The organism is Cellulomonas sp. Y8 (assembly GCF_008033115.1).
GTDB lineage: Bacteria > Actinomycetota > Actinomycetes > Actinomycetales > Cellulomonadaceae > Cellulomonas.
The window spans coordinates 953,493-972,585 of record NZ_CP041203.1; the positions used below are offsets into that span (position 1 = coordinate 953,493).

Consider the following 19,093-nt stretch of genomic DNA (forward strand, 5'->3'; position numbering starts at 1 on the left):
GTCGAGGACCTCTGAGTGAGGCGACGACCCGGATCCAGCATCGGAGGGCGTCATGCCCGTCCAGCCAGTCTCCCGCTCTCGCCCGCAGCATGGCCGTGAGCCGGTGCTGCCCGAGATCCGCGACCCCCAGGACGACGTGCGTCAGCGCGGCTCGGGCACCCGGACGAGCGCCGCGTGGTTCGGCATCACGGTCGGGGTCCTCATCATGATCGCGCTGGTCGTGTTCATGCTGCAGAACACCGAATCCGTGACGGTGTCCTTCCTCGGCATGATGGGCGCGGCTCCGCTGGCCGCGATCCTGCTGATCGCGGCGTTGGGGGCGGCCCTGGTGGTCCTGCTCGTCGGCGGCCTGCGGATCGGGCAGCTGCGCCGCCGTCTGCGCAACAGCGAGCAGCGTCTCGCGCTCTGAGCACGTCGGCGACGCCGTGCGTTCGCCGCCCACCCACCGGACCGAGGTCCTGCCATGACCGCACTCTCGCCCGTCTCCTCCACCTCCCGGACCGACAACACCGCGGGTGACTTCCTGCGTGTGGTGTCCGTGCTCGAGTCCGGCCTCCCTGTTGAGCTCGGCACGGCCGCCCAGCCCGCCTCGTACACGGTCCCGCTGATCTTCTCGCGCCGCGTGAGCCCGCACGAACGTCAGCACATCGAGGATCCGTGGACCGCGGCCAGCATCGCCGAGGAGTGCGGCGGGGGCCCTGGCCTGCACCTGGTCGTGTCTGACCGGCGTCTGCTCGTCGAGGGCACCACGCTCGAGCAGCTCCGCGACGGGCTGGCCCGTGCGCTGAACGACATGCTCCAGGAGCTGGGGCGGGAGCTGCGCAGAGTCGGTGACGAACGTGCGGCGGCCGCCGAGGTGCATGTACAGGATGAACGCCGCCGCACCGCCACGGTGCATGCCGCGGTGTCGGCGATCACGTTCGAGTAGGGCCCCGTGGACACCCGCACGTCAGCCCCGACCGGGAGGGCGCCGGTCCGGCCGGCACGGGAGCGGCAGGTCAGCGAGTTCACCGACCTGAGCCGCCAGGTGCAGGAGTCCGGTCTCATGCGCCGCCGCCACGGGTACTACTGGACGCAGTTCCTGGTGCTCACCGCCCTGCTGGTGGCCACGGTCGTGACGTTCGTCGCCGTGGGCCCCTCGTGGTGGCAGCTGGTCACCGCCGCTGTCCTGGCCGCGGTGCTGGGGCAGGTGATGTTCCTGGGGCACGACGCCGCCCACCGCCAGATCTTCGAGTCGGGGCGCTGGAACGACTGGTCGAGCCTGATCATCGCGAACCTGTACGCGGGGATGAGCTACGGCTGGTGGCAGCACAAGCACTCCCGTCATCACGCCAAGCCGAACCAGGTCGGCGCGGACCCCGACATCGCGACCGACGTCATCGTGTTCCACACCGAGGACCTGCCGGCGGCTCGCACCGGCCTCACGGGGTGGCTGACCCGGCGCCAGGGCTGGTTGTTCTTCCCCGTCCTGCTGCTCGAGGGCCTGAACCTGCACGTGTCCGGCGTGAAGACGATCTTCGGTCGCGGGCCGGTCAAGCGCCGCCCCGTGGAGATCGTGCTCATCACGCTCCGCCTGGGCGGGTACCTCGCGCTGGTGTTCTGGATGCTGCCGGTCGGGATGGCGTTCGCGTTCCTGGGCGTGCAGCTGGGGCTGTTCGGCCTGTACATGGGGGCCGTGTTCGCCCCCAACCACAAAGGTATGCCGCTGGTCCCGCGGGACGTGCGGATCGACTTCCTGCGCCGGCAGGTGCTCATGAGCCGCAACATCCGCGGCAACCGGGTCATCGACACGTTCATGGGCGGCCTGAACTACCAGATCGAGCACCACCTGTTCCCCAGCATGCCGCGTCCGAACCTGCGCCGGCTGCAGCCGACCGTGCGCGCGTTCTGCGCCGCGCACGGCATCGCGTACACCGAGACCAGCCTGCACCGGTCCTACGGCATCGTCATCCGCCACCTCAACAAGGTCGGGCTCGCCGCCACCGACCCCTTCCAATGCCCGCTGGCTGCGCAGTACCGCTCGTCGCGGTGACCCACCTCGCCTGACAACCCCTGGTCGATCCAACGCCTGGCCCTCAGGGTCGGAGAGGACCCAGCACCATGAGCGCTACCACGCCTGTGCCGCACCCCGCACGCCGCGACGGATCGTCGGACGCGGTACCCGCGCCCTCGGCGAGCCCGGGAGCGAACCTCGACGACATCAACCCGTCCTACGACTCCCCGACCGATGCCGACCGCGACGCCGACGGCCCCGGTACACCTGGCGAGCCGCCGACCAGCCCCGGGCCCGACCCGGACGACATCAACACGTCGCCCCGTACCGAGTGACGAGCGGTCCACCTCGCCCGGACGGCCGGGGTCAGGTCTGCAGGAGCCGCGTCGTCGGTGCCGGGGGTGGAACGGGTCCGGCGCGCGCGTCCGGCCTCCCGACATGCACGGAGCGCACGAGGGCCGCTACGGGGCCCGTGGAACAGCGCGTGGGTGTTACTCAGCCGCGCATGCGGCGCCGGCTCGCGGCTCGACGCCCCGCCCTGCGCGTGCGGGGCCGCCGCGACGATTGCTGAACCACCACCGCGTCGCCCCGAGCTTGGTGGCCCGGAGGGACTTCATCTGCTGCGAGCTACTACGGGGGCCCGATGTCCAGCTCGACCACGCCAGCAAGGCCGCAGCAGCCGCTCAGGTCCGTCCCGAGTGCGTCGGTCACCGTCCCGTGGGGAGCGTGACGCGCACGGCGAAACTCGATGAGGATGGTGTGAAGTGCCCACGATGCAGGAGCCAGGCTGGCGTGACTACACCGCCGACCACACGTACTGGACGGGTCGTCAGCGAGGTGAGTACGTCGAGGTCGTCCGCCTCCACAGCGGGACGTTCGCGGAGGAGGAGATCTGGGGGTCGTACCGCAGCACCGGCGCAGCAGTCGGAGCAGCAGCACAGCTCGCCTACCTGCAGGGCAAGGCCGACGCAGAGCGGGAGCTCAAGACCCGCCTGCACGAGGTGCTCGACTCGATCGGCCTCGGTGCGCTGCCGGTGGTTGCACCCGATCTGACGCCTCACGAGACGGCGCAGCTCCCTGCTGACGACCTCGGATCCGGGCGCTGAGGCCCGCCGACGCGCGGTGACAGCCGAAAGTCCCCCCGAGCCACGCACCTCGTGGCCTGTTGCGTCGGGCTGACGCGGCGGGATGGGGAGGCTCGCGGGTACGCCCGAGATCACCCGCGCCGCGCTTCGCCGCGGTCGGTGACTCGAACCACCGCTGCGCCCGGGCTACTCGTCGCAACTTGATACGTCTCTGTACCAGTCGAGCTCGCCCGCGGACCCCCTGCGCCCGCGGACGAGCCGAGCAGCGTGCGCTGTGGCGCGGCCGCCGGCCGCCGGCGCCTCGGATCGAACGGGCTCGACCCGGATCGCGCCGTCGAACGGCGACGCTTACTCGAAGACGATGCGGTCCACCGACCGCTGCACGTCGACCGCGCGGTCCGCCTCCACGGACTGACGCGCGGTCGCTGCGGCCGCTCGCTCGTCGCGCTCACGGGCGACGGCGCGCCCGATGTCGGTCAGCGTCAGCGCGATCTCGTGCGCGAGCCCGTCCTCGAGTTGCTCGAGGCTGGTGCGGCCGATGAGCAGGCGCCTGTCCGAGACCTGCAGCGTCACCTGCGGGTAGCCGCGCTCGGTGAGCCGGCGGACGGTCTCCGGTCCCTCGATCGCGGTCTTCTCGGGCACGGACACCTGGCGGGAGAACACGGCCGGGACCGTGTACTGCGTCGGCGCCTGGCTCGTTCCGAGCAGCGCAGGCAGGGCGCTGGTCAGGATCGACGCGAGCCGGAGCGGCTGCTCGCTGGTGGCGAGCTCGCCGTAGGCGGTCACCGTCGTGCTCCGGTCGGGTGGCCGCTGGCGGAACGGCGGCGGAGCTGGCCGATGCGCAAAGAGGCGAACACCAGGACCACGATGCCCACGCCGAGGCCTGCGATGAGCAGCGTCAGGGCAAGCGGAGCTGTCCCGGTCATGCCGAGGAAGGAGACCGCGACGGGGCCGGTGTTCTGCACCATGAACACGACGAGCGCGGCCAGGACCAGGACGCCGACGCAGATGCCGAACCATGCGGCGCTCGTGCGGGTTCCCGACGCCCGGGTGGGTTCGCTGGGGCGAGGTGCCCGGACCGTGGGCTCGAGGGGCTGCCGGCTGCGGGCGGGTGTGGAGTGGGAAGCAGGCTGGACGGGCATGACGCCCTCCGATGCTGGATCCGGGTCGTCGCCTCACTGAGAGGTCCTCGACACCGGGCTGATCAACAGTCTACGCCCGCAGACTCGGTTCTGACCTCCCGGTTCCCAGCCCGGTGCCCGGGTCTGCGGCGTTGGGTCGGCCGTCTGGACAGACCCGGAAGGGGCGGGAGGGTCTGCTGCACGAGTAGGTGACACCCATGTGTGGTGCCGGTAGGCGCCGCTGGATGGATGTGCCCCGTGCCCGGCTCGCTGACCTGCGGCTCGAGGACCGACTCGGAGATCTTGCCGAGATCGATGAGGTCGCCGAGCTGCAGCAGCACCTTGCCGTTCTCACCCGAGCGCGTCCGCAGCGCGTTGTCCCGCTGCAGCCGGCGCACGGTGTCCTCCGTGCGACCCATCAACCCGGCGATCTCGTCCCGGGTCAGCCACTCGTCGCGGTTCAGCCCGCGGATGGTGGTGCTCGACATGGCGTCAGTCCCTCGTGCGGCGGCCCCACTGGCCGCGTTCGCAGGGCGACCGTGAGTCGTACGCAGAACCCCGCAATGTCCGCACGCGCCGGACCTCCCCCTCGGTCCCGGCACACCCGTCGTCGCACTGCCCGTGCGACAACCGCACAGCCGAGCCAACGGACCCCTGTTGGTACGCGCGGCCGCCCCGCCGACGAGAGGCGTGAAGCCTCCACCTTCGGACCGGCTCGCCTCCAGCCAGAGCCAGCGCACGGCGATCAGGCTCAACGGCTCGCCCTCGGTGCACACCCGGTGCGCAACCGGAGCGCGACCGGCCCACGGCTGACCCGCAGGTGAAGCCAGGGGTGGCAGTGGGTGGGCACCGCGACCGTGCCCAGGCACCTGGTGTGCAGCTGCACAGGCCGCAATTGCGGGGTCAGACCCCAGATCCCCGGCCCACGGTGCGTCGAACCCGCGTGAAAACGCCGAAGGCCCCCAGGGAGATCCCTGGGGGCCTTCGCCCAAACCTGCGCTGGCAGGTCTGCGTTGTAGCGGGGGGATCACGAGGGCTTGCGAGCGACCTGGCGGCCATTCGGCGTTCTCGCTGATCAAGGCGTCATGCCTGTGCATCTGCACACCCGTTACGGTCATGGATCCATCGAAGCAGGCACGCGGGACACCGATCACACGGCCAGCGCCTCGACGGCTACCGCCAGGCCCAGACATTGCGAGCCCAGGCAATGCGGCTGTGAGACGACTTCCTCTCGAGTTCACGCGGCCTAGCACCCGAGCCAAGGGCCCCGAGGCGGCTGGCGCGCTGGCTCCGCAGCCTGCGCCCGGCACCACCGCACCAAACCGACCGGGGCCGGGACGCCGCCGTCCTACGCTCGACGCATGCGCACCGTCACCGCTACCCGCGCGGCCCGGCACCTGTCCGGTCTGCTGGACGCAGTCGCGCGCGGCGAGACGTTCACGATCACCCGGTCGGGCCGGGTGGTCGCGGAGCTTCGGCCCGCCGGAGCTGCGCCGACGGCCGGAGCGCTCCGGCGGGCGTTGGCCGGGCTCCCGCCGCTGGACGACCAACTCGAAGCGGACATCGGCTCGGCGACGCGGCTGCTGACGTCGCAGGTGAGCCAGCAACCCGACCGCTGATCCGCCAACACGCGGAACTCGCCCCAACCGACGCCAGGCGATCAGGCCGGCCGCGTCAGCGGCCGTGCTGAGTGAGGCGCCCCGGGAAGCTGGCGTTCAGCTCCCGAGCTTGACCCGGTAGACCGGGCCGAAGGTGTCGTGCGTGATCTCCTCGACGACAGCGGCCACGTACCGTCCGCCCTCGTCGAGGATCTCGATTCGGTCCAGCTCGGCGAGGTTCTCGTCGCCGTCGAGCTGGGCCTCATGGATGTAGAAGTGCCCGTTCGGGCGCGCCTGCGGCGGCACCTCGACCGACACCACGGCCTTGGTGAGCGAGGTCGACATGAGCGTTCCTCCAGTCCTTGTGCTCACGCTACTGGGCACCTCTGGTGGACGGTCGGCGAGCAGGCAGCGCCTGCGGCTCGCCGAGGTCCGCCAGGACGCGTTCGAACGTCGGAGCGAGCCGGCCTCGGGCGGCTCAACGCTGTGCGGGCGAGACCGTCAGCTGGCGGCCGGGGTTCAGGTCTGGTCTGGCGGTCACGACGAGGTCGTAGTGCACCTCGTCGCGGGGGTCGGGACGCCCCGGCGCGCAGGTGGGGGCATGGAAGCGCCGTCAGATGCCCTCGCTCGGTCCACACGGGGTCATCCGCGAACGGGCGCTGCCCCGCACAGTTGTGCGGGGCTGCGGTGCTGCCCTCAGGCCGCAGCGGGCACGAAGCGCCCGACCGCCTGCTCGACCGGTCCGCCCAGCATTTGCCGAAACAGGACGTCGAGCTGCATGGCGACTGCGGCGTCGAGGTACACCTCGCCGCAGTTGTCGCAGATCTCCACGGGCACGTCACGCACGACCGCGAGGCGGCCGTCGCGCTCGACGACCCGGGGACGCGTGGCCGGCACCCGTGTGCCGTCGCACCTGGCGCAGTCCATCAGCGCCTCCTTTCGCTGTGGCCCGGCTTCGAGTGTGCCAGGCGTGCACGTCAACCAAGCTGCGCCCCGGCACGACAGCGTCATCCCGTGACGCTTCGCGGCCGAGTCCGTCATCGTGCTGCGTAGCTCACCGCAAGCCGTGCCTGCGGTATCTGAACGGATACGCTCGTTGGTGGAGGTGGTCGACGTGATCACGTCGGTGGTGCGCGGAGCGCGCGAGCGCGCCGGCCTCACGCAGGGCGAGCTGGCACGTCGGGCCGGGACGTCACGCCCGACTGTGTCGGCGTACGAGGCCGGCAGGAAGTCCCCGAGCCTGGCGACCGCGCAACGGCTGCTCGCCGCCCTTGGGGCCCACCTGGTCGCCGAGGACGACATCGTGTTCACCGACGTCCCCGTCGGCAGAGGCCGCACCGTCGCCGTCCCGAACCACCTGCCACGGCTGCCCGTCGAGCAGGCGCTCGCAGTCGTGGAAATGCCGCTGCACGTGTCGTGGTCTACACCGGACCGACGTGTGAACCTGGCTGACCGTCACACGCGAGCCCGAGCGTACGAGCAGCTGCTCATCGAAGGAACCGCCCCGGACATCGCCGCGATGATCGACGGGGCGTTGCTCGCGGACCTGTGGGCACAGCTGGTCCTACCCCTTGCGGTCCGCGAAGCATGGGCGCCGCTGATCACGGCAGCAACGGGTCGCGTCGCGTGAACGGCCGCCCATCGGGTAGTCCCACAGCGGGGAACGTCGTCCACACGGCGAGCTCCCCACACGTCCCCGCAGGCGCTTCCCACGCCGGCGCCTCGCTGTAGTCCAATGTCCAGAACGCCCTCTGCGGCATCCCACGCTCCTCAAGCGCACGATCCAGCATCCCGAGCGCCACCGATGCAAGCGCGTCCAACCCGCGCACGCTCGACGACTCCTCGGGCCGCAGCTCCTGGCGGTCAAGCACCTTGACCTCGTCATCCGACAGCACGAACTCGATCTCGGTCGGCGCGCCGTCCACCAGCTCCATGCGGACAGCAGCTCGTCTCATCGCACCGCGCACCGACCGCGTAGCCGGTCGTACCGCAACGGCAACCTCGACTTCGGCGCCGTCAGCGACGACATCCACCACAGCTGTGGCCCAATCCGCCGCGAGCCCGAAGAAGGCGAGGTCGAACTCCAGCGCGGCCCGAGCGCAGGCGACAGCTGACTCCGGCGAGCCACGGTCGGCGCCCCTACCAGCCCACACCCTCTCGGCGGCTGCCATGGCCTGGACCGACACGCTCGTTTGCCACGAAGCCTCCTCGCGCGCGAACAGGACAATGTCACCGTCCAGTGGGATCCGTCCGACTCCGCGATCGCCGAACGCCAGCCGGATCGACGCCGACGTGACCGCGTCGACGGCCGCGCTCGTGTCCTCGCCACGCTCCATCCGGCCAGACTGCACCATCCACGCCTCTGCTCGCGGACGAGCACGACAGGTCGTGTGGATGGCCATCGCGCACGCGCGGATCATCGCGCGCTTCTGAACTGGGTGCACGACCCGGGAAGCCCGCGGGACGCAGCCGAGCCGACCCCCCACCGACGAGCGGCCTGCTGGCGTTGACTCGGCCCGACCGAGACGGTCTACAGTGCTTATAAATCGCACGTTAGGCGTCTTATTCTCGGCTTATGAACGGTCCCGCATGGTGAAGCAGGCTCGCACGTACCTCCCCTCCACCAACTACGCCCTCATGGCGATCGGCGCGCAGATCGGCGCAGCCCGCCGGGAGCTGAGGTGGACCGCGTCCGACCTTGCGGGGCGGTTGGGCGTGACACCAGCCCTCGTCGCCCGCATCGAGAAGGGTGCTCCGGGAACGGCTGTGGGAACCGTGTTCGAGGCGGCGGTCGTGTGCGGCGTCCCGCTGTTCCAGGCTGAGCCCCTTGAGCTACAGCGAGTTGCCGAGCACGAGCGGATGCGTGTGGCTCTTCTGCCCCGAAGGGTGCGACACCGCCCACCCGAGATCAGCGACGACTTCTGATCCGTAGTCAGATGCTGGGTGTGGTCGGCCCCGCGACCGGGGATTGTGCGGGGTGAGTCGAACGCGTCCACCAGGACCTACGTCGGCCATGTGTAGGTTCCAAGCCACAACGGTCCACCCCGCGGATGCGGCGGTCAACCCTCAGCACTGAGGTGTTCAGGCGGGATCGTCGAGTTCGTTCTGCTCCGCGCGTGTTGTCTCGCCAGCGGGCGCCGCGGGGGCGACCACGCGCGCCCAAGCGTCATCGAGCGGTTGCGTCAGATCAGCAGGCGCGGGGGTCCCCGGCGGCGCGACGTGCAGCGTTACCTCGCGCTCGTAGGCGGGATCAGCGACGACTGGGTCAGTCCACGCCCGGGGCGCGAGGGTGAGCTCGCCGTGCTTTTCGAGTTCGCGAACTGCGTCCAGGATGTTGAGCGACTCGACCATCATGTAGGCGATCAGGGGGACGGCCGCCCGGAACCGGTCACCGACGTCCCACCCCTTCGTCCGCTCGAGATGATCGACGTCGTGGTGAACCACGTCACCATAGATCCATGCTCTGGCGAGCTCGGCGTGGTCGGTCTGACCGCTTTCGCCCGTGGTCGTGGACTCCCACGTCGCGGAGAAGCCTGATGTCCCATCCGATGTCTCAGCGGTGCGGCGCTTCCACATCTTGCGCACTTTGCTGGTCCACTCACGGATGCCCTCGCGCTCGGAACTGCCCGCCGTGAGCGAGTCGATCGCTTTCAGGACAGCGAGGACGGAGACGTCGGTGAGCAGCAGCGGGCGAACTCGAGCTGCCGCGGACTCCACCTGCTCCTCAGGCGGGAAGTCGTAGCGAAGGTAGGACTTCCCGTCCCGCTGGTTGAAGGTCATGGGCCCCGTGGAGAGCTGTCGCAGCTTGTCGAGATCGCTTGCCAGCGAGTGGGACTCGATGCGCCGCGCTCGCGCGACGAACGTCTCGAGTCGCGCAAGGTCGCGTCGCCGCTGCTGCTCGCGGGGATCGGAAACCGGGTCGCTCATCAGGCTTCTCCTGTCGGCTCGTGGTCGTGGTGCGGTAGAAGCCGGCGCCGCCCTGCTGGCCGGCGCCGGCTTCTCCTCAGAGCCGCGGGAGGTTGTCGAGGTTGTTGCGCGTGATGGTGTCGGCGGTGCTGTGGAGGTACTCCGTGCCCCACCGAGTGCGGCCCACGACGATGTCGGCGTGGACGGGGTAGTCCACGTAGTAGTTCTCGACGCCGCCCTTGATGCGGGAGATGGCGGTCGTCACCGGCAGCCGCCACCGGTCCTTGACGCCGATCGCGGTGATGTCACCGGACTGATCCTTGCTGACGTGCGTTACGCGGTACTTGTCCATGGCAGCCCCCTCCTCGGAGGCAGCGCGGCGAAGACCGGCGCTCCGGCCTCGCGGGCGCGCCCGATTGACGCTCCCGCGAGGCCCGGAGGTAGTGTCGACTTGTTCCCGCCAAAGAACGCCGTCGACCCCGAGCCAGCCCGCTTCCCACGATCAGCGGTCGCTGACCGGGGTCGTCGTGCTTCGCCTGACACACTACCTGTGGTGCCCGACATCGGAACCCAGCACTACTTCTGGTGTTACACGTGTGGCATTCGATCGGAAGACGCAGTGCTACTTCGTCCACAGGGGCGAGCGTGAGCGCGCGCTCAAGCAGTCCGCGCACTTGCTGGACGGTTGCACCTTCGTCCATAGGAGTTCCCAGAGCGATCCACAACTGCACGCACAAGACCGCGCGCTGGGAAGCGCGCGGAGGACACATCCAGATGGATACGCCGCTCTTCGGCGTGGCGTGCGCGCTTTGGCGTGTCGCGCTGGAGCAGCAGAGCTCGAAACCGGAGAACGGACCGGCTGTGGCGGCGGCCGTCCGGACCGTCGCGCCGAAGATCGCGCATCCGCATGGCTCTCGCGCTGCTCGCCAGCGAGGTCGCGATCGAGGCGCTGGATCTACCGCTGCAGCCGCAGCTGCTCCTCGCTCGCCGCGCCCCTCCTGCTGATGGCGCTCGCTCTGGTGCTGGTCAAGAGCGCGGTAACCGGGGCGGACGCACCGGCGACGACGAGGCGATGCCCCGTTCGAGTCGATCTCGGCCGGCGGTGAGGGCAGGCAATGCCGCTCGAGAGGCACGGCATTCAACCCCATAACGTTCACCGCGCCCCCCCGCCGCGGGGGACCCGTCAGTTCGTAGTGCCGCAAGTCCGGCTGAATCTGCCACTCGAACACTTTGGGCGGTGCAAGATCAGACTGTGAGCGACCCGCTGTTGCCCGATCCGCCCGCTGCGGCAGACCCGTCGGCCGTCTTCGACGGAGCAGACGTGGTGCTTGACGCGAACGTCCTGCTCTCGTTGTACCGGGTGAGCGCCACCACGCGGGATGCCTGGTTCGAGGCGCTCGACCGACTCCATGACCGGCTGGTCATGCCCCATCAGGTCGCGATCGAGTTCATGCGCAACTCCGACTCGGTCCGCACCAGCCTTGCGGCCTCCTACATCGACCTCATCAACGAGATCGAGAAGCTACCCAGCCGCCCCGCGGCGATCTTCGGCGGAGGACGTCACGTCCATGCCGACCGCATCGCCGACCTGCGAGCCACCGTGCAGCCCCACGTCGACGCCCTGCTCGTTGACCTTCGCGCGGCGCGCGATCAGGACCGCGCCCTTGTCGACGCCGATAACGACGTCGTCATGCACAAGGTCCGCGCGTTGTACGGCCGTCGCGTGCTGCGCCAGCCCACCAGCGATGTGCTTCGCGCGCGAGTGCGGGACTTCATGGACTATCGGCTACCGAACCGAATTCCACCGGGCTGGAAGGACGGGGCCACCAAATCAATCCCGCGAAACGCAGCGGGCGACTACCTACTTTGGGCAGAGGTCCTCGAGCACGCCGCCGCGGTGCGGCGACCGGTCCTGATGGTCACCGACGACGCCAAGGACGACTGGTGGCTCAAGCAGGCAGGCACGATGTCAGCCCAGCCCGAACTCGTAGAAGAGTTTGCCCGGGTTGTGGGACTGGAGTACGCGCAAGTGACCTCGAAGGACTTCCTCGAGCTCGCGCAGCGACAGCTCGGGCTTGGATCCGATCGCCAGGCAGTCGACGAGACCGCCGAAGCGGCGCAGGCTTCGGAGAACGGCGGCCTGTCGATCGAGGAGTGGGTCGAGCGGTTCGACGAGATGTACGCCAGGCTTGCGGAAGACGAGCGGGAACGCCTTCTCCACGACCTCAGAATCGCCGGCCGCACCCGGTCGTGGGGCACGCCGCGACCGGGTCCAGCCCGGTTTCGTCTCGTGGCGGTTGCGGATGCCACCGACGACGCCCGGAGGGAAGCACGCGACGAGGCCCTCCGGCAAGCATTGCTCCGCGTCGCCGAGTCCCACACGTCCAGCACCTCGACCGAACCCCCAGACAAGCAGAGCGACGAGTTGTAGGCCGAGACGACCCACATCGCGATCACCTTCCCCCGCCTCAGCGCGCGCGGACCGGGCCGACACTCCGAGGGCTGCGAACCGCTGTCACCTATCCGTGCAGCAGACCCTTCGTGGCTTCCCTGCCCCAGGGCGATGCACGCTGGGTGGTGGCTCAGGGGATCCCTGACGTTCCGCTGCGCCGACCCCGCGATCTGCGGATCCTCACCGCGCACCTGCTCATCGACCGGGCGTGGCACTCACCGATCGCATCCGACGGCATCGGCCCACGCAGCGAGACCGCCGACGCGCAGACCCGCCGTGGTCTGCAGCGGTACGTCCGGGAGAGCTCACGTCCCACAGGCATGACCGACGCGACGATCCGTGCCCGCATCGAGGTGCACGGGGACGGCGCTGTGATGGTCGCGTTCACTCGCGGGGGCGCACTGCCGCGCGAGGGCCGGCAGCGTGGGCAAGTTCCGATCGACGACCTGGCGTCCACCGCGATCGACTTCTTCGCCCTGCTGTGGGAGGCCCGCACGACACTGCGGGTCGCCAGTGACTACACCGCCCGTCTCACCGTCACCCCGCCGACGGAGGTCTTCCGCCGCCCGGACCCGCAGACCCCCGGTGGTTACCTGCCGTGGGACGAGGAGCACCGCGTCCGCGGATACCTACCCGTCACGGGCCCGATCGTGGCCGGCGAAGGCCTGGAAGGCGCCGCGCGCTCTTGGTTCGACCTCGCGATCGACGCGATCAACCAGACGGGATACGCCTGGTGGCCGCGTGGGGTGGACGAACTCGTCGACCGCATGCAGCGCGGCCATCCCCGCCCAGACGGATCGGGCAGCCCCGCACCAGACACTGACCGACAGGACGCAGCGCTCGGGCGCCCGGTGACCAACGACAGGCTCGACGCGCGAAGGGCGACATAGGCGCGACCGACGCAGCACCACCGGACCGTCAAGTTCGTGCCCTGATCCCGCGGGAGCACCCCAGGCGGGCCTCGCTCTCGGGCCTTGGCCACCGCCAGGCCTGCTCGCAACGCGATGACCTCAAGTCACCCCCAAGAAGCGCAGGGCCCGGGCGTACTGCACCCTCCCGCGAGGTGGTTGACCGCCTTCAGGTCGCGTCGGCGAGCGGAACCGCGGCGACCTGGCCCATTCCTTCAGTCGAACGTGTGTTCGATACGATCGGTTGGTGAGTCGCCCGACCAGTAGCACCCCATTCCCACAGCGAGCCAGGTCGCTGATGCCCAAGCAGTACGGCGCCGACGAGCACCGACCCGAGCGCGCCATCCCGGTGCGCGCCTGGGTGCTCACCGTGAACGGCGAAGACCTCGAAGTCGACGGCGACGCCGTCGCATGGACCAAGAGAGCGGTCAGGATCCGGTTCGTCGATCGCTTCGACCACCTCGATCACGCATGGGTCTGGGTCGGTGCCGTCACGCGGCGGTGACGATGCGCTCAGTCGGACGGACCGCGCCGTTCCGATCTCGCACGAGATCAGCGCGCCGGCGTCGATCCCCCCGCACGTGCCGTCGTTCTCTGCAACGACTGTCTCCACTGACCGGCACGAGTCGGCGGGCCTGCGGCTCGCCAGACTGGGATCGAAGGAGGGTCGCCGCGGTCGTCGGACGCCGAGCAACACAAAGGTCGTCCGGACAGCGTCCGGACCACCAGGGCTGCTCCAACACACCGACAACCGCGAGCATGAGCAGAACGGTCGGCGACGCGGCGAGAACGCGTGCGCCACGGGAGACGACGCCATCGACCCCGCCCCGCGCAGACCCACCTCCGCCTACTGTTGCCACAGATGGGAGGTGCCTGGTGGTCACCACGATGAAGGCGAACAACGCCGTCAAACGCGACCTCGACATGGTCGTCGAAGCAGCAACCCATCGGCTCTCCCCCACCTCGCCCGTGCTCGCTCTGCTACAGAACCTCGCCTCAGCCGTGACCCGCGGCGCAGACGTCACAGTGCTCCCGCACGACCAGGAGCTCACCCCGACCGAAGCCGCCTCCCTGATCAACATCAGCCGCCAGCACCTGCTTACCTACCTCAACTCCGGCGTGCTGACCTCCACCACAGTCGGAACACACCGCCGCATCAAGGTCGTCCACCTCCTCGACTTCAACGAACGCCGCAAGACGGCACGCGCAGACCTGGGCGACGCCCGCAAGAGCGCCCAAACAGCACAACGACGCCACCCGGGCACACCACGACCACTCAGCGACGCCGCACTGACCACCCTCGACACGCTCTAACGCAACGAACGCCCGGCCCACCACAAACTCGAGCACCCTCAACTCAACAGCTCCACCGTCACCACCCACCCCGCCACCAGCACCGGCGAAGCCCCCGCCGCTCGACATGCAAGCCCCGATCCCCGATCCCAGCGCGTGCGGCACACTCTCGCGCTAGGTCGCAGCCCGCTCACCGAGCCGGACCGGGACCTAACTGAGGTACTTCTTGATCCGCTGACGCCACGCGCGGATGCGGTCAAGCTCTTTCTCGAGCTCCTCGATCCCGGGAGCGACGAAGTTCGTCTCGAGCGCCTTGTCGTGCCGGCGCGCCCACAACGAGGTCGCCGCGAGCCCGTCCAGCACGTCCTGGTTGTCGCGCTCGTCGATCCGCGTGAGCAACCGGAACTTCATCAGGTGCACCTTCGAGGAACCACGATCGAAGACCTGATTCACGATCTCGCCCGCCACACAGCGCTCCCACGTCTCAGACAAGTCACCCGCCCACGCCGCGACCCGCGCTTCCCAGTCACGCTGAGCAAGAGCGGGAAGGTCCCTCCGCATGCGCGCGAGCTCAGCCTCCAGGTCGCCGATCCGCGACCCCACACCCTTGGCCTTCCACGGGAACGTCTGCCAGCAGATGCCCGGCACGGTCCCGCCCCGACGCTCGACCGAACGCTCCGCGAGAGGAACACCATCTCGCTCCGCTGCAGCGGACAGGTCGCCCGTGAACGACGCATCGTGGGTGAACACGACCACCTGACGATCCTTCGCCAGCCCCACGAGCCGATCAGCGACCTTTCGACGACGCTGATGATCCAGCGACGTGACCGGGTCGTCGAAGACGATCGTCGAGCGCGACTCGTCGAACACCGCCTCGGTGAAGAAGCCCGCCAGACCCAGCGCAGTCTGCTCACCCTCGCTCAGAACAGAAGGAGCAGCCGCGCTGGTCACCGCGTCGAGAAGGCCCGGCATCTGGTTCAGCTTGCCCTTCTGCCCGCCCATGTCCTGAAGAGTCACGCCACGCAGGTCCAACCGCTCGGTCTCGCGCGTGAACTGATCGAGAATCCTCCGCGTGGCGTACTGCCGCGTCAGCGTCGAGGACTTCCTCGTGATGGCGTTGGTATCGGCCGCGGTCAACGCCGCACGAAGGCGACCCAGCTCGACCAGGCGAGCGACCTCGCTATGCACCTTCTCGACAGCGTTTGCCAGCGTCGACGACGCCTGCAACGCCTCCTTCGCCCGAGTAGCGGCGCTCCGCGCCGCTAGGAACCCCACCACATCCGTGGCGTCCGCCTTGGCACGCAGGTCAGCCACGACACCCATCAACCGACCCGGCACCGCACTCGCCGGCAGAGGAGAAGGAGCGGGAGCGCCCTCACGCAGCTGCGCGACGAGAGCATCGCGGAAGGTCTGCGCCTCCGACAGCAGCGCCGTCGCCGCCGCAGCGAGATCCTCATCCACGGCGCTGACCGCGGCGATCGCCGCCGTGCGCTCCGGCGTCGCGAACGCCAGATCCGTCAACTCACGCACCGCCTCAGCCAGACGCCGCTCGGCCACGAGCGCATCGCGCTCGGTGGTGTCCGTCATGTACCGGTCGAACCGGCGCAACCGATCCTGAGCCTCGGCCCCGAGCTCCTGCTGACACAGCACGCACACCGACCCCGAAGCGGCCACCGGGAACGCGTGGTCGTGGTACGCCTCGGCCACCGAGTACTCACGGGCAGCGACCCACAGCGCACGCCACGTGTCCGAACCCACCCCCTCGAGCGGCTCCTGATCGAACGAACCGCGAGCCGCCATCGCGGCCGCCTCCCGCGCCGTACGCGCCGCATCACGCAGCGACACCCGCACCGCCACCCGCTCCGGAGCCAGTTCGTCCAACAGACCCGTCAGCTCGCCCAGCAGCGCATCCACCTGCCGCGCCAGAGCGAGCAGCCGGCTCTGCTCACGCTCAGAATCACTACCGGCCAGCCGAGCCTCCTCCTGCAGAGCCGCGGCCAGCGCCTCGTTGAAACCGTCCGGAAGGGCCGTCGCCTCCGCGATCTCCTCCGCAGTCGTCGTCGCAGCGAGACCACCGACGAACGCAGCAGCCGACGTCCCCACCGGCAGATCGAGATCGAGCGCGGCAGCCTGGGCAGCCTTGATCCGAACGGACACCTGCGCGCGAACGTCGTCACACACGGAGATCAGCCCGTCGAGCAACCGCAACGCCGACGGCCGGTACGAGATCGTCGACTGACGAGCCAGGTACTCGTCACCACAGTGCTCGTCGTAGAAGCTCACCTTCAGCAACTCCGCCGGCGGCTCCCCCGGGAACACGCACCTTCGCTCCTCCCCGTCGACCAAGTACCGCAGAACTCCCGAGGGAACAGGCGGGCTCTCCACGAACACGTTCGGCAGGATCTCCGCCCTGTGCCGGGCACTCACCAGCGACTTCACCAACCGGGCATACCCGGACTTCCCGCTTCCGTTGTCCCCGTAGACCACGGTCAGACCCGTACTCCCGAACTCGAGAGTCTGCCCCCCGGCCAGGGCGTTGACCCCCACGAGGTCGCTGAGCGCGTACAGCCCGACCTGCTCCACCGCGCCCGACTTGATCTGGATCCGCTTCGCCTCGAGATTCGGCTCGGCACTCGCACCAGCAACGACCTGGTCGACCAGGTCGCTGATCGACGCGGGAGTGAACGTCACACCATCAGCGAGTGCAACGAGCACCTCCTGCTGCCAGGCCGGCCGCTCCAGAGCCCACTCGATGATGTCGTCCTCGATCGCCATGAGGCACATGCTGGCACCGCGGACCTTGGCCCCGCGGGCAAACGGCCAGGCAGATCAACCACACGCGATGCCCCAGGGCTCGAACGGACCACTCTGGCCAGAACTCACCGCCTCGCTGACACAACCGGCCGAGGACACCGCCGCCGCCAGCGCGCCACCCCCGGCCCGAGGGTCACCCTCCGCTGACGAACCGCGTCGCGCCGTACGCCAAGAGCGCCGCCACCGTCGGAGGGACCGCCGCCACCGACACCACCCCGAGGACCCGGGTCATCTGCGCCCAGGTGTGAGACCGCTGCTCCATCACCACACGCCCGTCCAACAGCTCGCCGGTGTCGTACGCGATCGCGATCTGCTGCAAGTCGCTACGCAGCGACGCGACCCCGGCCGGCGTCCGGCTCGCGCGACTCGACACGGCAGCCACGACCGACTCCCGAACGTCCTGGCGCATCCCCGCGCGACGTGCGCAACCCGCCCAGCGACGGGTCGCCTCCAACAGACGACGGCGCGCCAGGGCCGTGGTGCTGTGCGGCCGCTGGAGCGCGCGCAGCACCTGCCTGGTCGCAAGCCCCACATTCCGATCCCGGCCCCCGAACCGAAGGCTGATCGCGCCCCACGCCCAGATGAACACGAGCCACACGAGCGCGACGAACACGACCGTCATGAACATCGCCGCCGTCATGGCAGCCAGGTCGGCCCCGGCCTGACCAGCGGCTGCCACCGCCTCAGAGGTCGGCTCCGCGTGCGCGCGGGCAACGGCGCGGCTGACCACACCATGACCTTGGGCGAAGGTCATCACAACAGCGAAGACCAACCCCAGGGCCAGCATGACGCTGTAGGCAGTCCACAGGATCCAGGACTCCCGGGGGCGCAAGAAGTGCGCCGCGCGGCGCAGCGACTCCGCCTCACCCGGCGGATCGCTCAGCCCGAGACGGGCCAAGGACGCCCTGCACCGTGCCGCGCGCCTTCCTTCCCGCGAGTGCCGCCATGACCCGAGCAGTCCGCTGATGCCAGGTGCAGCTCGCGGCCGGCGAGGCACCCTTCCCTCGCCCGCGACCGCTCGTACGCCGCCCCCTACCGCCACGCCGGCCTCAGCGGCCACGCTCACCTGCCCCTCGATGCTCACCCGGGCCCGTTCCCTTCGTCGGATGCACGTGCTGCGGACCGTACCGACCCCCACCGACAACGAGCTGCCAAGGACCCGGCCCGTGGCCACCCCACGCCAGGGCGGCCGCATCAGTCGGAACCGACGCCCTCGGACACCCGCCTCGATGCCGCCACCGCAGCCGTTCGACCCGAACCAGACGCTCCTGACGCTGATCGGCCGCCTCCCCGGGCTCACCTCGGGCACGATCGAGGTCGCCTGCCTCGACGTCTCGCGGACATCGTCGGCAGATTTCGCCCGCGTGGTGGCAATCCTCCGCCAGGACCACTTCGCGGCTCGGCTCACCGTGCGGCAGCTCGTGGGCCTCAGGCGCTTCCGCACTCGCGCGGCCGACTCACTCCGCACGACGAGGAGGATCAGCAGGGCGGTCAACTTCCTCGACCTGACGGCGCTGGCGGCCGTTACCTCGACAAAGCTCTCGGGAGTCAGCGTCAGCGCGCCTACGTCGCATGGTGCTGTGCCAGCACACCTACTACGCGCTCCTCGACCAACCGCTGAACAACCTCGACATGCAGCACGCCGTGGCAGATGACGCAGCACCTGCGCCGGACCGCGCGCGAACTCGACACGACCATCGTGGTCGTCCTGCACGACATCGACGTCGCCGGTCACTACGCCGACCTGATCTGTGCGGTCAAGGACGGACAGGTGCTGAGGTACGGCCCGCCGTCGGAGCTGTTCACCGACGAGGTGCTCACGCGCGTGTTCGAGACCCCGGCGCGGGTAATGGACGGACCAAGCGGCCCACTCACCGTCTACTACTGAGTGCCCGGGCATGTCGGTCGAGCTCATGGCAGGGC

Annotated in this window: 22 protein-coding genes and 1 pseudogene; 13 read left to right on the top strand and 10 right to left on the bottom strand. The window is 69.5% G+C overall.

Features of this window, described 5'->3' with window-relative positions; genetic code table 11:
* Window positions 1–103 precede the first annotated feature (103 nt).
* The 5 genes from FKM96_RS04265 to FKM96_RS04285 all read left to right on the top strand — a co-directional run bounded on the left by FKM96_RS04265 (window position 104) and on the right by FKM96_RS04285 (window position 3,099).
* Entirely contained in the window at window positions 104–409 is a 306-nt protein-coding gene (locus tag FKM96_RS04265; protein ID WP_168216876.1) for a lipopolysaccharide assembly protein LapA domain-containing protein, read from the top strand.
* A 54-nt stretch (window positions 410–463) separates the two neighbouring features.
* Entirely contained in the window at window positions 464–928 is a 465-nt protein-coding gene (locus FKM96_RS04270; RefSeq protein WP_147794185.1) for a hypothetical protein, read from the top strand.
* 6 nt (window positions 929–934) lie between these two features.
* Complete coding sequence (locus FKM96_RS04275; RefSeq protein ID WP_371300489.1) at window positions 935–2,032, top strand: fatty acid desaturase; 1,098 nt, start codon at window positions 935–937, stop codon at window positions 2,030–2,032.
* Between the two features lie 68 nt (window positions 2,033–2,100).
* Complete coding sequence (locus FKM96_RS04280) at window positions 2,101–2,328, top strand: hypothetical protein (protein WP_147794186.1); 228 nt, start codon at window positions 2,101–2,103, stop codon at window positions 2,326–2,328.
* A gap of 429 nt (window positions 2,329–2,757) precedes the next feature.
* Window positions 2,758–3,099: a hypothetical protein gene (locus FKM96_RS04285; protein ID WP_147794187.1), complete on the top strand. Its 342-nt coding sequence runs from the start codon at window positions 2,758–2,760 to the stop codon at window positions 3,097–3,099.
* A 327-nt stretch (window positions 3,100–3,426) separates the two neighbouring features.
* On the opposite strand, the gene FKM96_RS04290 is transcribed toward FKM96_RS04285, so the two are convergent.
* The 3 genes from FKM96_RS04290 to FKM96_RS04300 form a co-directional block, all read right to left on the bottom strand.
* Window positions 3,427–3,864 carry a hypothetical protein gene (locus tag FKM96_RS04290; RefSeq protein ID WP_147794188.1) on the bottom strand — a complete coding sequence of 146 codons (438 nt, stop codon included), beginning with the start codon at window positions 3,862–3,864 and terminating at the stop codon, window positions 3,427–3,429.
* Window positions 3,861–4,220: a lipopolysaccharide assembly LapA domain-containing protein gene (locus FKM96_RS04295; protein WP_147794189.1), complete on the bottom strand. Its 360-nt coding sequence runs from the start codon at window positions 4,218–4,220 to the stop codon at window positions 3,861–3,863. The genes FKM96_RS04290 and FKM96_RS04295 overlap by 4 nt, the downstream gene beginning before the upstream one ends.
* A 62-nt stretch (window positions 4,221–4,282) precedes the next feature.
* Window positions 4,283–4,687, bottom strand: coding sequence for a hypothetical protein (locus FKM96_RS04300; RefSeq protein ID WP_147794190.1), 405 nt, complete (start codon window positions 4,685–4,687; stop codon window positions 4,283–4,285).
* A gap of 873 nt (window positions 4,688–5,560) precedes the next feature.
* Between FKM96_RS04300 and FKM96_RS04305 the strand changes: the two genes are divergently transcribed.
* Window positions 5,561–5,818, top strand: coding sequence for a type II toxin-antitoxin system Phd/YefM family antitoxin (locus FKM96_RS04305; protein ID WP_147794191.1), 258 nt, complete (start codon window positions 5,561–5,563; stop codon window positions 5,816–5,818).
* A 96-nt stretch (window positions 5,819–5,914) separates the two neighbouring features.
* Here the strand turns inward: FKM96_RS04305 and FKM96_RS04310 are convergent, their stop codons facing one another.
* The gene (locus FKM96_RS04310; RefSeq protein WP_147794192.1) at window positions 5,915–6,142 is read right to left on the bottom strand and encodes a hypothetical protein; all 228 of its coding nucleotides are present in this window, start codon (window positions 6,140–6,142) and stop codon (window positions 5,915–5,917) included.
* A 351-nt stretch (window positions 6,143–6,493) separates the two neighbouring features.
* Window positions 6,494–6,724 (bottom strand): type II toxin-antitoxin system MqsA family antitoxin, encoded by a 231-nt coding sequence (locus tag FKM96_RS20525; protein WP_168216877.1) that lies wholly within the window; start codon window positions 6,722–6,724, stop codon window positions 6,494–6,496.
* 178 nt (window positions 6,725–6,902) lie between these two features.
* Here FKM96_RS20525 and FKM96_RS04320 point away from each other — a divergent pair, with 178 nt between their 5' ends.
* Window positions 6,903–7,427: a helix-turn-helix transcriptional regulator gene (locus FKM96_RS04320; protein ID WP_147794194.1), complete on the top strand. Its 525-nt coding sequence runs from the start codon at window positions 6,903–6,905 to the stop codon at window positions 7,425–7,427.
* Here the strand turns inward: FKM96_RS04320 and FKM96_RS04325 are convergent.
* Window positions 7,399–8,133 (bottom strand): hypothetical protein, encoded by a 735-nt coding sequence (locus FKM96_RS04325; protein ID WP_147794195.1) that lies wholly within the window; start codon window positions 8,131–8,133, stop codon window positions 7,399–7,401. The two genes, FKM96_RS04320 and FKM96_RS04325, sit on opposite strands and share 29 nt — an antisense overlap.
* Before the next feature lie 253 nt (window positions 8,134–8,386).
* Between FKM96_RS04325 and FKM96_RS04330 the strand changes: the two genes are divergently transcribed.
* A complete protein-coding gene (locus FKM96_RS04330; RefSeq protein ID WP_147794196.1) occupies window positions 8,387–8,722 on the top strand; it encodes a helix-turn-helix domain-containing protein in 336 nt (111 codons plus the stop codon).
* A gap of 156 nt (window positions 8,723–8,878) precedes the next feature.
* On the opposite strand, the gene FKM96_RS04335 is transcribed toward FKM96_RS04330, so the two are convergent.
* Window positions 8,879–9,724, bottom strand: a complete 846-nt coding sequence (locus FKM96_RS04335) for a hypothetical protein (RefSeq protein ID WP_147794197.1) — start codon at window positions 9,722–9,724, stop codon at window positions 8,879–8,881.
* A 76-nt stretch (window positions 9,725–9,800) separates the two neighbouring features.
* Window positions 9,801–10,055: a DUF3892 domain-containing protein gene (locus FKM96_RS04340; RefSeq protein WP_147794198.1), complete on the bottom strand. Its 255-nt coding sequence runs from the start codon at window positions 10,053–10,055 to the stop codon at window positions 9,801–9,803.
* Window positions 10,056–10,955: 900 nt separating this feature from the next.
* Here FKM96_RS04340 and FKM96_RS04350 point away from each other — a divergent pair.
* From FKM96_RS04350 to FKM96_RS04365, 4 genes are all read left to right on the top strand, one after another.
* Complete coding sequence (locus tag FKM96_RS04350; RefSeq protein ID WP_147794200.1) at window positions 10,956–12,134, top strand: PIN-like domain-containing protein; 1,179 nt, start codon at window positions 10,956–10,958, stop codon at window positions 12,132–12,134.
* Window positions 12,135–12,244: 110 nt separating this feature from the next.
* Entirely contained in the window at window positions 12,245–13,045 is an 801-nt protein-coding gene (locus tag FKM96_RS04355) for a hypothetical protein (protein WP_147794201.1), read from the top strand.
* Between the two features lie 316 nt (window positions 13,046–13,361).
* Window positions 13,362–13,568, top strand: coding sequence for a hypothetical protein (locus FKM96_RS04360; RefSeq protein ID WP_246855198.1), 207 nt, complete (start codon window positions 13,362–13,364; stop codon window positions 13,566–13,568).
* Window positions 13,569–13,939: 371 nt separating this feature from the next.
* The gene (locus FKM96_RS04365; RefSeq protein ID WP_147794203.1) at window positions 13,940–14,377 is read left to right on the top strand and encodes a helix-turn-helix domain-containing protein; all 438 of its coding nucleotides are present in this window, start codon (window positions 13,940–13,942) and stop codon (window positions 14,375–14,377) included.
* A gap of 189 nt (window positions 14,378–14,566) precedes the next feature.
* Here the strand turns inward: FKM96_RS04365 and FKM96_RS04370 are convergent, their stop codons facing one another.
* Together FKM96_RS04370 and FKM96_RS04375 are read right to left on the bottom strand one after the other, a co-directional pair.
* A complete protein-coding gene (locus FKM96_RS04370) occupies window positions 14,567–17,131 on the bottom strand; it encodes an AAA family ATPase (protein ID WP_147794204.1) in 2,565 nt (854 codons plus the stop codon).
* Window positions 17,132–17,303: 172 nt separating this feature from the next.
* Window positions 17,304–18,068 (bottom strand): hypothetical protein, encoded by a 765-nt coding sequence (locus FKM96_RS04375; protein WP_147794205.1) that lies wholly within the window; start codon window positions 18,066–18,068, stop codon window positions 17,304–17,306.
* 364 nt (window positions 18,069–18,432) lie between these two features.
* Between FKM96_RS04375 and FKM96_RS22110 the strand changes: the two are divergent.
* Window positions 18,433–19,058 (top strand): annotated as a pseudogene (locus FKM96_RS22110) (ATP-binding cassette domain-containing protein); the annotation flags it as partial.
* Window positions 19,059–19,093: the final 35 nt, after the last annotated feature.